This is a genomic window from Paenibacillus oenotherae (assembly GCF_019443105.1).
In the GTDB taxonomy this organism is placed as follows: Bacteria; Bacillota; Bacilli; order Paenibacillales; family Paenibacillaceae; genus Paenibacillus_Z; species Paenibacillus_Z oenotherae.
Genome location: NZ_JAHZIJ010000004.1, coordinates 101,406 through 114,077 on the forward strand (window position 1 = coordinate 101,406; position 12,672 = coordinate 114,077).

At 48.4% G+C, this 12,672-nt stretch carries 10 protein-coding genes; 2 read left to right on the plus strand and 8 right to left on the minus strand.

Annotation, left to right across the window (positions count from 1 at the left end):
- Positions 1-25 precede the first annotated feature (25 nt).
- Genes pelG through K0T92_RS08320 form a run of 5 tightly spaced genes read right to left on the minus strand, consistent with a single transcriptional unit; the run spans position 26 to position 7,780 of the window.
- Positions 26-1,462 carry an exopolysaccharide Pel transporter PelG gene (gene pelG, locus K0T92_RS08300; RefSeq protein WP_219871987.1) on the minus strand — a complete coding sequence of 479 codons (1,437 nt, stop codon included), beginning with the start codon at positions 1,460-1,462 and terminating at the stop codon, positions 26-28.
- Complete coding sequence (gene pelF, locus K0T92_RS08305) at positions 1,443-2,876, minus strand: GT4 family glycosyltransferase PelF (protein WP_219871988.1); 1,434 nt, start codon at positions 2,874-2,876, stop codon at positions 1,443-1,445. The genes pelG and pelF overlap by 20 nt, the downstream gene beginning before the upstream one ends.
- Positions 2,877-2,878: 2 nt before the next feature.
- Positions 2,879-4,714 (minus strand): DUF2194 domain-containing protein, encoded by a 1,836-nt coding sequence (locus K0T92_RS08310; protein ID WP_219871989.1) that lies wholly within the window; start codon positions 4,712-4,714, stop codon positions 2,879-2,881.
- Between the two features lie 8 nt (positions 4,715-4,722).
- The gene (locus tag K0T92_RS08315; RefSeq protein ID WP_219871990.1) at positions 4,723-5,613 is read right to left on the minus strand and encodes a hypothetical protein; all 891 of its coding nucleotides are present in this window, start codon (positions 5,611-5,613) and stop codon (positions 4,723-4,725) included.
- Positions 5,606-7,780 carry an NAD-dependent epimerase/dehydratase family protein gene (locus tag K0T92_RS08320; RefSeq protein WP_219871991.1) on the minus strand — a complete coding sequence of 725 codons (2,175 nt, stop codon included), beginning with the start codon at positions 7,778-7,780 and terminating at the stop codon, positions 5,606-5,608. Before K0T92_RS08320 ends, K0T92_RS08315 begins: the two co-directional genes overlap by 8 nt.
- A gap of 180 nt (positions 7,781-7,960) precedes the next feature.
- Between K0T92_RS08320 and K0T92_RS08325 the strand changes: the two genes are divergently transcribed.
- A complete protein-coding gene (locus K0T92_RS08325; RefSeq protein ID WP_219871992.1) occupies positions 7,961-9,004 on the plus strand; it encodes a hypothetical protein in 1,044 nt (347 codons plus the stop codon).
- A 179-nt stretch (positions 9,005-9,183) separates the two neighbouring features.
- Here the strand turns inward: K0T92_RS08325 and htpG are convergent, their stop codons facing one another.
- Entirely contained in the window at positions 9,184-11,064 is a 1,881-nt protein-coding gene (gene htpG, locus K0T92_RS08330) for a molecular chaperone HtpG (RefSeq protein WP_219871993.1), read from the minus strand.
- Positions 11,065-11,983: 919 nt separating this feature from the next.
- Here htpG and K0T92_RS08335 point away from each other — a divergent pair.
- The gene (locus tag K0T92_RS08335) at positions 11,984-12,280 is read left to right on the plus strand and encodes a hypothetical protein (RefSeq protein ID WP_246627994.1); all 297 of its coding nucleotides are present in this window, start codon (positions 11,984-11,986) and stop codon (positions 12,278-12,280) included.
- A gap of 30 nt (positions 12,281-12,310) precedes the next feature.
- Here K0T92_RS08335 and K0T92_RS08340 read toward each other — a convergent pair whose 3' ends face one another.
- On the minus strand, positions 12,311-12,517 hold the full coding sequence (locus tag K0T92_RS08340) for a cysteine-rich CWC family protein (RefSeq protein WP_343223665.1): 207 nt from the start codon (positions 12,515-12,517) through the stop codon (positions 12,311-12,313).
- Positions 12,517-12,648: a hypothetical protein gene (locus tag K0T92_RS25290; protein WP_281423128.1), complete on the minus strand. Its 132-nt coding sequence runs from the start codon at positions 12,646-12,648 to the stop codon at positions 12,517-12,519. The genes K0T92_RS08340 and K0T92_RS25290 overlap by 1 nt, the downstream gene beginning before the upstream one ends.
- Positions 12,649-12,672: the final 24 nt, after the last annotated feature.

Genomic DNA, 12,672 nt, shown 5'->3' on the forward strand with positions numbered 1-12,672 from the left:
TCCTCCTGTATCCAATAAATCCAGCCTATTCTTCTTCCTTGCTCCGCGCCAGCATCCGCGTGTATTTGTTATCGTATTCCTTCGCCACAAGCGGCTGGGCGCTAAAGGTGAAGTAATCCAAATTGCTCAGCAAGTAAATCAACCGCCAAAGTGTCAGCAATAAAGTCAAGAACGACGCCATAAAGAAAGAGAAGCCCTGATCTCCCAGAATGACCGAAAGCGTTGAGAAGCCGACATTGAGCACAAGGAATGCAGCCGCCAGCCATAGAACACCCTTCCGGTCATCGAAATACAGCAAGACGAGAGACAGAACGCTGTATATGATGTACGAGAAGAATCCCATGACCAGAATGTTGTACACATCAATCTGTGCGGATGTAAATCCGATGAATGGCAGAAAGCGAATACCAAGCGCAACCGCCATGATGGAGAAGAAGAACTGAACCCCCATGATCAGCGTCAGCTGCTGGACGATGACATGATAAATGCCCTTCTTCGCTTCGTTAATATCTGTAATGGACCCTCTGGTCAGAATCGCATCGTAATAGCCGCGGAATTTGTCATAGAAGACGGTTTCCAGTGACACCACGAACATGATCAGCGTCGGGATCGCGGAGATAAAGGCGTAGAAGACCGCAATATCGTACTCCGGGGCCATCCAGAACGTATTTCCGACCAGCCTTCCCGCAGAGCCTGCCCATTGCAGCATCTGGTGGGAATATAAGCCGAGCGCAGTCAGTCCGCCGATTGCAATGAGAGAAGGATATTTGCGCAAGTAGCCAAAGAATGAAAAGCTCGGCAGCGACTTGCCTGTCTTGAAGAACCGCTCGATCTGGATGAACAGCATCCCTGCCGAGACACCAAACCCGATATCAATGGCGAAAAGAATAGCCGACACTGTGCGGATCTCCAGCACTTCCAGCACACCAATGACCAGGAGCAGAGCCAGCAGAGCGCCAACGAGAAAGGCGATTCCAACCTTGCGGTAATCCTTCATCGCCGAAACAAAGATGGTCTGGGTCCATAGTGTAATGAGCGTCATATAAAGCAGGAATAACGCCACCTTCGCCGCGAGCGGCAGATCGGTAAGAAGCAGGAATATAACCGCAGGAACGCCGCCGATCAGGAAGTTAACTTTGATGCTGCCGTGATAGGTCGAGAGCAGCGCATCATAATAGCCTTGATAGATAAAATCCGAGAAGGCGCGCGTAACGAACATATTAAGCAAATTCGTCGCGATATAGGAGAACATAAACGCATAGGTGACACACGCGAGGAAAAGTTCACGATCCACGAACGAGACCTCATAATCAATCAACAGCCACTGCACGACCGAAACGAGCAGAATGCAGCAGAGCATAGGGCCAATCGTCACAAGGGAGGAATAGGTGAAGGCCTTCACTTTATTGACTAGTCCGCTTTTGTCGTATAGCTTCTTTAGTTCAAATCCTATTCCGGCCATTGTCCCGCCCCCCGTACTGTTGATACAACGCTTTGTAGCTGTCAATGAATGCATCATGGCTATACTTGTCCTGGGCCCGCTTCAATCCGCTTGCCCCGAATTCCTTCCTCAGCCGCTCACTGCGGCAGAGCTGGATAATTGCTTGGCCAATCTGCTCATAGTTCATGACCGGCACGACATAACCGGCTTGCCCGTAATCATCATCCACACCGTAAAGCAGCTCTTTGCAGCTCCCTACATCTGTCGTGACAAAAGGCTTGCCCGCCGCCATCCCTTCCAGCACCGCTAATGGCTGGCCTTCGCTGATGCTCGTCAGGGCCAGAATATCCATCTTGCCAATATACGCCTTGATGTCGATGCTCCCTGTGAACACGACATCCTGCAAATTCAGTGCTTCGACGAGCCCCATACATTCCTCGTAGTATTCCATGTCCTCTTCGTAAGGACCCATAATGAAGAACTTGGCCTCTGGCACCTCGTGCTTCACTACCTGGAAGCTGTGGAGCATCGTCTTGATATCTTTGATCGGCACCACCCTGACAAGTCCCCCGATCCATATCGGTTCTTCCTTGGCCTTGACGTCGAGCCCCTGGAATCCCTCTATACGAACACCGTTGGGTATAATGCTGATCTTGTTCTCGTCACAGCCAAGCTCCGCTTGTATTTCCTGGTTCCGCTTGAACAAGGTGATAACATGATCCGAATATTGATAGGCGCAGGCTGATAACGTATAGAAATACTCGATCCACACATTCTTAAAGTATCCCTTAACCCATTCAGCTTTAATAATTTCTTCTTCGCGCTCCCGTGAATAGATGCCATGCTCGGTCAGCAGCATCGGCTTGTTGTGCAGATGCTTGCCAAGCGCGGCAATAACGCCGGAGTAGCCCGTCGCAACAGCATGATAGATATCCGCCTCAGGCACCGGCTCCCGGATTGTAAGCAGCAGCGGCAGGATCATCGAGCGTACCGTCCAGAACATCTCGGTAAACGGAATCTGATCGTAGTTCTCCACGCAAAGCTCGCTCATAACGTCAAAGTAATCCTTGCTCATGAGAAAATCAGCTGCGTTCTTGAGTTTGTTGTTGCGCAGCACTTCAAAGATCGGTTCCCAATCCACCTGTTTGCCGCCGCCGATCAATGACTTGATCGCACCCTTCTGAACGGCATTAAGCTTAATGCGGTGTCCCCACTCGCCTTCCACGCGCAGATACTCATCCAGGAACACTTCCCGCACCTCAACCACATTCGACGGCAATGCATATTTGAATTGCCCCTGCTGCTTGCTCTCGGCAGCGATGGCATAAATGATAAACTGATGCTCGGGCATATTCGTGATCAAAGAATGAATCCAGCTGGAAACCCCGCCCGTGATGTAGGGATAGGAGCCTTCTGCAACCATACAGATTCTCAAAGTTATCCCTCCAATCCAATGGTAAAATGTTCATCTTCAACTTCAACCAGATAGGTCTCATCATCAATCCGGGTGACGGTGCAGTTATCTTCGCGGGTAATTTTCTTATCCGATCGAAGATAGTAGTACAGCTTGCCGCCCGCATATTGATTCACATAGCCTTCGATACGATCCGGCTTATAATCAAAGTGCGGCTGACTCATGGAGTATCGTTCCAGTTCAATGCCCGCTTCCGTAGCTGTCGTACTTCTAAGCCAGCCGTATTTGTTATGAACAATGTCCATAAACTTTTTGAGCATCCCGTAAAGCTGCTCCCATGTATACGGGAAGCTTCGCTCACGGTCCAGAATATCATCGGGATGGATAAAGTGGGAGAACACGCCAATCGATGTAGCCGCATTCGCCATTGCCCATTCGTTAAACTCATCTTCAAGAAAGCCAGAAGTAATACGTGGCAGCTCTACAATGCCATCCGGAGCTACTTCGAATTCTTGCACATACCCCAAGTTGTTAGCATCCTCACTGTAGATGGAGGATATTGACTTGAGCCCCGGCCAAGCCGCCTTCAGCGCCTCCCTGCCTTCCTTGCTCAGCACATTGGATGGGGGGACATAATTATGAAGCTCGTTCATCGGCAGTGTAGAATCAACAAGGGAGACAACGGTCCGAATCGATTCCTCCATACTGGAGACAGAATCCCACTTGCTGTAGCCGAATGCCTCATGCGCTCTCGGGTCAAAGGTCAGCGATTGGTGATTGTAGCCGTGAATGCCGATCTCTCCGCCGCGCTTCAGCACCTCTCTGCCATAAGTAATCAGATTCGTATTGTCCGATACCGCATCGAAAGGCGCCTTGGTGTTATTGTCATAGCTCTGGATAACAACACCGGTATACTTGAGATCGTACTTCGTCTCCAGGCGAACCATATCCGGCCACCACACCTCTTTGAAGAACCGGATCATGCTTCTTTTATAAATCTGAAAGATATCCTCTTGATATCCGATAGGGAACGGAGCCGGGAAGTCATCAATGTATACCAGCTTCGAGTTAATGACAGGATATAGATTATCTTCTTTCAATAAACTAATCGCGCCCGTCAAAAAGCCGCGGCTTGTCTTCTCCTGCAGCATCGTGCCGTTAAACACGACAAATAGCCCTTTGCCATATGGAATATCCCACAGCAGCGGGATTCTCTCCTTTGATTCCGCATGGAGACGGGTTGCTGCACTGATATGGATCTGCAAGGAGGTATTCTCGATGATTTTCTCGGAGAACTCCTCATTCTTGTAGTTAACAAGTATGTTCGTCTTGGTAACCAGGCCTTTGGATATCGCATAGTCGCCTACTTCATCTATACCAAGCTTCCGATAGATCCGGTAGAAGGTGCTGCCCACGACTGGTGTAGCCGCAAACAATATCCGGCCGCCCTCTTCTACGAACTTCTCCAGCCACTCATTGTCAGACAGCTTCTCCAAATTACTGAATGTAATAATAATACTATCGTAGCCTTCTCCAGCGCCTTGATAGTCCTTCACATCAACAAGATCTCTCTTCTTCTTCATGTAGCTCAGCAGTTGCTCGGTATGCCCCTTAATCCTTACGCTATACTTCTCTGCCGCATCGTAAAGAAGCAGGATCTTCTCTTCATTGAGACTGGCAACATCCTGCTCCGACAAGGGATTGACCGCATTCGCAGCCGATATCGATTGCCAGCCGTTGAGCTTTCCGCCAATTTTCAGAAGGGAATCCATCCGGGAGGTCTGGATAACGAGAGCTAACACAAGGACAAACCCAAGAATCAGATAAATTTGCCGGCTCAGCTTAAATTGTTCTTTCATTCACACATCTACGCACCTTTTGCAGACCAATACCGGATAATCGTTAACGCCGAATTGGATACACGAATTTTTAAAGCCTTCAATTGCTCCAGCGTCTCAAAGAACGCTTCCTTCATTTTCAACCTGTAATACAGATCCAAGGCCGTGACATAAGCTTTCTCGCTCTCCGGATAGTGCTTCCGGAACAGCTCGCTGACACGCAAAGCTTCACTGTAGTTGGCAAGCTCCATCTCACAGTTCAGCTTCTCAACAAACAATGCTTCGCTTCTGGCTTCCGATTCGATCAGCTGGCTCAGCAGGCTGGCATAGGTTTTGCGGTACGTATTATGCATCCTGCGATCCATAAACCCGCTTGTCATATATTGCTTAACCGCATGGGCATATTCCAGAACGACTCCAGAGTCGTCCTTGTTATTCTGATATTCTACAGACCACTTCTGAACGGAGAGCATCAGCTTCCGCTTGATCTCCATGACCGCAGTTACCGCGTAATGCGAGGTTTCGGTGTCCTCATTATTCACAGCCTGCTCCAGCAGAGGGATCATATCTTGATCGATATCCTCCTTCAGCACATCCAGCAGCAATCTGCGTCTGGTGAAGAGATCATTGACAACAAGCCCTTCTTCAAGAGGAACCATATTGACCTCCTTCTTGACATCGACCCGTTCGAAAATCCGATCCTCGTGATCAACCCGCTCATGCTCCTTGAATCGCTCAATGCCTTTCAGCGGCTGTCTACGCTCTGCAAGGAGCTGCAGCAGGGATAGAAACAATCCCAGAAACGGGAGGCACAGGAGCAGTGCCCCAGTGAATGCCGGCCTGGTTAATTTCCACTTCAGGCATACAAGCCAATATACAACAGAGACCGCATAGTAGACGATGAGCGCCAACTCAAGCATACGCTTCCTCCTCGTTGATCACTTCTGTCCGAACCCCATTCTTATTCAGCCTCTGAATGACGATATCCGCCTCTGTGTTGTTGGAATTGGACAGCAGCAGAACAATCCGATCCTTCAGCATGCCCAAATAGTCAGAATCACGCAGAGACCCGGAGATGCGTTCCGAAAGGCCTTTAATTGGCTGGCCGGAGGCTTCAACACCGAGCAGAACGAAATCGGTGTTATGCTGCTGCTTCGCCACGATCTTGGTTTGCAGCACTTGAAGGAATACAGATTGCGTGAGCACCGCTGTTTCATCGACGAAGCGGTCTTTGTGAGTTACGCCAACATATTGGAATGCGCGGGACAACGAGCCCGAGATCAAATCCACGCTTACTTTGAACAAGTTCTCGTAGTGCAGGTTCAGTCTGTCAAATGCTAGATCATGAACGGCAACAACAGCTATAACTTGACCTTCATGCACAATCGGAGCGGCTAGTACCGGCTGATCCGCATGCAATGATTTATTCGAGAATATCTTCCCTTTGGTCACAACATCATGCAGATAGTGATGCTCGGATAAGCGAAGCGTCTTCGGCAGTAAGAAATCCGGGGCGTTCGAGCTGATCATGAGTCGAAGAAAATCGGAGTTGCTGACGGAATATACGGAGATTCGCTCCGTTTCCAGCAGATTCTTCAGTACGCCAACAGAGGAGGTAACGATCTCTTCCGGCTCCAGGCTTTCAAGCGACTTGATAATGCTATGGATGCGGCCAATACTGTCCTTGCTGCTGATCAATTGGCGTTGCAATTCTTCCTTCACTGTACGGGTATCCTTGTAGACGCCCTTCAAGAAGGCATATTTCTCATTAAGCACAGCGAGATCGCTGTTGATTCGCTGATTATCGCGCCGCCCTTTATCCGATACGAATCCAACGATAAGACCGAAGAACAGATACATGGCGATCACAAACAGCACTTCCGGATCATACAGAAGCGAGATAACTTCCCTGCCGTTGCTCAAGCTCTCAAAGATATACAGTCCGGAAGCCAGAATAGCCGCGAGTGTAGACTGGCGCGTGCCATAGAAAACACCTAACAAAATAACATAGATCAGCTTCAAGTCGATGCTCGTATGAAGCAGCTTGTCAGCACCAAACAGCGTAATGCCGGCCATTACCGCAAAAGCAAGCAGGTTCTCCGCATACGCTTTGACATCCGGCCACCACTTCGGCGCGGATATCTTCTTCTTTTCCTTGACCTCGCTGCTGGAATCCTGGCTTTGCTGGAACCATTCCAATGTGCGGGACAATCCCTCTTGCAGCGAATAGATCGGCACCCAGTCCAAGTCCCGCTTCACGCGCGTGTTATCAAGACTCGAACGATAGATGTCTCCCTGGCGGGCATCCAGATAGTTGGTCTTCTCTATCGGATGCAGACTTCCCAGCACCGCGATCAGTTCATTCACGCTTGTCTCCGTATTCGTAGACAGATTATAGACCCCGCCCAACTGACTGTTGGCGCCTCTGTAGATCCCGTCAACCAGATCCTCGACATAAATAAAGTCCCGGGTCTGGCCTCCGTCGCCATACACGTTGAATTCCTTGCGATCCCGCAATCGTTCCATGAATATGGATACGACCCCGCCTTCGCCCACACTGCCTTGACGTGGTCCGTATACATTAGAGAAACGGAAGCATAGCGTCGGCAGGCCGTAGAGCTGCGTCCATTTGTCACAGTAGTACTCGCCCAAATATTTATTCATGCCGTAAGGAGAGACCGGGCTGCAATTCAAATCTTCTTTAAGAGAAACCTCATCATAAGGGCCGTAAACAGCCGCCGAAGAAGCAAATACGAATTTGCTCACTCCCGCCTTGCTGGCGCTTCTGAGAATGTTCACTAGTCCCAGAATATTGGATTGCGTGTCCACATGCGGTCTGTTGACAGAAGTATTGACATCGACCTGCGCTGCCAGATGGACAACAATGTCCGGCGATATGCTCTGGATGATCTCATCACATTTCTGATCTTCAACATCCATTTGGTACAGCTTGTGTGGCACGGTTACATTTGATTTTTGACCTGAGGACAAATTGTCGATAATATAAATACGATGTCCCTCTTTATGAAATCTTTCCGCCACAAATGAACCGATGAAACCACAACCGCCCGTAATTAATACATTCACTTAGTAACCCTCCGCATAAATAAATAGATGACTTGGCAAAAAAAAAATATTACCAATTTCATTTTTTATGTTAAATTTATATTAGCTTTACAATTTCAACACATTACCTCTATTGTAAGCCCTATTTCCTGTTAACGTAAACCCTCATTTTATTTACAACTAAGAAGCGATGGAGGAATTATGAGATTACACACGAGAATTTTGCCTAAAATTAGAATTTTCTTACTTTTAATCATCTGCTCGCTTATCGTAACGAGCACAGCGTCCCTGGCGCTGCAAGGCACGCCCCCCGGTTATCGCTTGCTTATTTACTACGGCACGCCCGCAGGAGTGAACAAATTGTGGGAGCCCAAAAAAGCCGCCGCCGTATTCAGTGGCTATGATTATGTCGTTTTTGGCGACAAATTGCAGTTCCCTGAGGCTGTCCACCACACATCGACTTTGCAGGTTATCAAGTTTACGAAGGAATTAAATCCGGATATAAAGCTGTTCGGATATGTCGATCTCGGAGTTACGACCGACAATCTGTCCATGGATGAGATCAAGAAGAGGGTTAATCTGTGGAGAGACATGGGGGCAACCGGGATTTTCCTCGATGACGCCGGATTTGATTACAAGGTCAGCCGCTCGCGCCTGAATACAGCTCTGGGCTATATTCATTCACTTGATATGCCGGCCTTCATCAATGCTTGGCATCCCGAGCAAGTGATGAGCAACGCTCCTCACTCCGTCTATAATCCGACTGGCGAGAAGACGCTGATCGGCAGCAATGATTATTATTTGCTGGAGGATTTCCTTCAACCGACCGATATTACGATCCCGAATCAGGAAAGCGCATTCACAAGCGCCTTCCGCACCAAAATAGATAAAGTGATCGCATACCGGAAAACGCTGGGCGTTAAACTGCTTAGTGTAAGCGTTATCGATTACTCCACCTACTCAGCCCAAGCGGTGCGGAAATTTTTCCGAATGAACGAGACAACTGCCGCCGTCTTCTCATTGGATGGATTCGGCTTGGCGCCTGCAGAATACAGTTCGTCCAAGATCAGCTCTGATGAAGTGCGTACTTTCCCTTATATTCTGAACTACATGGACTATTATACGAAGGATGTCACCTACGTCGCCAAATACAACAATCAGGATTTCAGCAGCAGAGGCTTCCGCATTCATTCCGTTACGAACGAGCATTTCTATAATTATCCTGCAGATGTCGTGTACGAATAATTATTCCTTGGACTGGGCATCATAAGCAGATCGATCTTATAACGACGAAGCAGAACACTGGGCAACCCGCATTCTGCTTCGTCGTTTGTTATATGTGAAAGCAATAACCCGCCCTGCTTGTTCGCAGTGGCGGGTTATGATTAGCCGGCACGATCTGCCCGGTTAATTCAATGGATGGATTAAACCATAATCTTGCACAGATCATTCGTGAAGGCTACAGGATCCTGGATCGGCAATCCTTCAATGAGGAGGGCCTGATTGTACAACAGGTTGGTGTACAGGTTCAGCTTCTCCTTATCATTGCTGTAAGCGTCCTTCAACGATTGGAACACCTCATGGTTAACGTTGATTTCCAGAACCTTGTCAGCCTTGACATCCTGGCTGTTCGGCATTGCCTGCAATATTTTCTCCATCTCGATCGTCAGCTCGCCCTCGGTAGACAAGCATACCGGATGGGATTTCAGCCTTTTGGAGGCTTTGACATTCTTGACTTTGCCGGACAGAATGCCCGCCATATGCTCGAAGAGCTCCTTGCTGTCGTTCTCTTCTACCTCTGAAGCATTCTCCTCGCTATCGCCTTGGAGACCCAGGTCGCCGCTTGATACCGATTTGAACTCCTTCTCCTTGTAGCTCATGATCATCTTGATAGCGAATTCGTCGATGTCGTCGGTGAAATACAGAATCTCGTAACCCTTGTCAGCTACCATCTCGGTCTGCGGAAGCTTCTCGATTCTGTCGATCGATCCTCCGGAAGCATAGTAGATGTACTTCTGATCCTCAGGCATTCTCGATACATATTCGTCCAGCGTAACCTGCTTCTTCTCCGTGGAGGAGTAGAACATCAGCAGATCCTGCAGCACATCCTTATTCGCTCCATACTCGCTGTATACTCCGAATTTCAGCTGTCTGCCGAACGATTTGTAGAATTGGTCATACTTCTCTCTTTCTTCCTTCAACAAGCTTTGCAGTTGGCCCTTGATCTTGTTCTTGATGTTCTTGGCGATCAGCTTGAGCTGTCTGTCATGCTGCAGCATCTCTCTGGAAATGTTAAGCGACAGATCCTCTGAATCCACCATCCCTTTAACAAAGCTGAAGTAGTCCGGCAGAAGATCCGCACATTTGTCCATAATGAGCACGCCGTTGGAATAGAGCTCCAGCCCTTTCTCGTATTCCTTCGTGTAATAATCGAAAGGCGTATTCTCCGGTATAAACAGGATCGCATTATAGACCACTGCGCCATCGGCGCTGATGTGGACATGCTTGATCGGCTTGTCGAAGCCGTAGCGCTTCTCGAAGTAGAAGTTCTCATAGTCTTCCGCTGTAAGCTCATTCTTATTCTTGCGCCAGATCGGGACCATGCTGTTCACGGTCTGCTCTTCCTGATAGTCCTCAAGCTCATTCTCGCTGCCTTCAACAGGACGCTGTCCCTTCACATCCATCTTGATCGGATAGCGTATGAAGTCGGAATACTTCTTGATGATCGACTTTAAGCGGTATTCTTCCAAATACTCGTCATACTGATCATCCTCAGTATTCTCTTTAATCGTGAGCGTGATCTCCGTACCGACAGCATCCTTCTCGCATGAGGTGATTGTGTATCCGTCCGCGCCCTTCGATTCCCATCTGAATGCCTCGTCACTGCCCAGCGCTCTGCTCGTTACTGTAACCACATCAGCCACCATAAAAGCAGAGTAGAAACCTACCCCGAATTGGCCGATGATGTTGTGCCCATCCTTCAATTCATTCTCTTTCTTGAACGCCAAGGAGCCGCTCTTCGCAATAATCCCCAGATTATTCTCAAGATCCTCCTTCGTCATGCCAATACCCGTATCTGTTATAGTCAACGTCCGACTTGCTTTGTCAGCCGTAACTTTGATGTAATAATCTTCTTTGTTGAATACCAATTGGTCGTCAGACAGCGCCTTGTAGTAGATTTTATCAATGGCGTCACTGGCGTTGGACACAAGCTCTCTCAGGAAAATTTCTCTCTGCGTATAGATGGAGTTGATCATCATTTCCAGCAGTCGTTTCGATTCTGCCTTAAACTGTTTTTTTGCCACGAATAAGATCTCCTTTCAAATTCAGAACATAAAATCCATACGGATGCCGCAGGATCTGTTAGCACTCATCTTATTAGAGTGCTAATCCCTTCTTCTATTAAACACAACCTGTTTTTTGATGTCAATATGTTACAGCAAAAAAAGCAGCATCCAGAAGGGACGCCAACTCCGATTGCGCAGCTGGACTGGCTTGTTTGGCGCGCACGTGCATTTGCGCTTTACAGCGGGCGAATGCATCGATAACTTATCGCTGCAGGGGCTTCGACAGTGAAGCTGGGGTACAGTGAATTGAGCAGCTGGGATAGCGAGACTTACATGGCGAATTTATGTTTTGTGATGCCTCGATAGCAAATATTCCTGCGAGAGTGCATCTTTTAACCGCCTTTATTCCCTTCAACGGTAACATTCCTGCATTTGCGCATCTTTTTCCCTTACTAACCTTATATTTGGGGTAATTTCATTGGAAAGCCTGCTCATTCGCAGGCTTTTCTCCTATTTGATGATTTATAGACGAAATGCCTGCTTTTACGCATCTTTTCCTTCCTAGCTCACATTTGGAGCATTACCATTGGAATGCCTGGTCAACCGCAGGCTTTTCTACAACTAGATGGTTTTGGCGGTAATGCCTGCATTTGCGCATCTTTTTCCCCTTTTAACCTCACATTTGGAGCAATTTCATCGGAATGCCTGCTCATTCGCGCAGATTTACGGACCAGACGTTGGACGCAACCACCCAGTATACGGCCTTGCCTTTCATCAAACTGGTGATTGCCCGGGACTCTCTGTTATTCTCGCTGGCAGAGCAGACTCTTGTTATCGGGCTATTACAATGGTAGACGAAAAGCGGAGGACAAATACATAGTCAGGCTGGAAATCGATACATATATTACTGGTAGCAGTTAAGAGGAGGATATAGGAGATGAGAGATTTTAAGGGAACCAAAGGAAACATTACGATTAATATTACTTTTAATGTTATTAACCAGCGGGCAGAGGGTGGCGGACAGATCAACAAACATGTCGGGGTGAATGCCAACCAAGGCGGTCAGAACGCGATCAAAGGCAGCCGCAGCGCCAACAAAAATTCGCAGTTCGCCAATGGGAATGGACGCAGCGGTATTGCCGGGAAGAAGAATGATGAGCAAGGCGGACAAGAGGCTGTGAAGTTCATCAAGAAAACAGTGGGGAAAAAGTGGCGCAATAGCAGGCACCGCTAATCGTAAGGCAGCGCTGACCGTATTGCATTCCTACTTTCTCTCCTTGAATTTATTCAGACAGCTCCTGCAAATGCAGGCTTTCCCTAATTGATCCACTGGCACTGTGCTGAATATGCCTTCCGGAAAATATTCCTTGCTGCACCAGCAAGCTCCTTGCACTTTGCCGGCAATATTGCCGCAGCTGTTGTCACCGCCGCAGATGGGACATTTCCCCGCCGTATCTGCTGCCATCGTCATTACACTGCACCCTCTTTCCAAGCTCCAAGCGGACACCAAGCCGCCTCTTGATTATGAAGCTTTCTTCGTTTGTAATATTCGCTGGTCGCGTTGCCGTCTCCTGCCAGCAGTCCAGCGAAGCGGGCGTGCATAAGAACCTTCAGCTCCACTTTTAT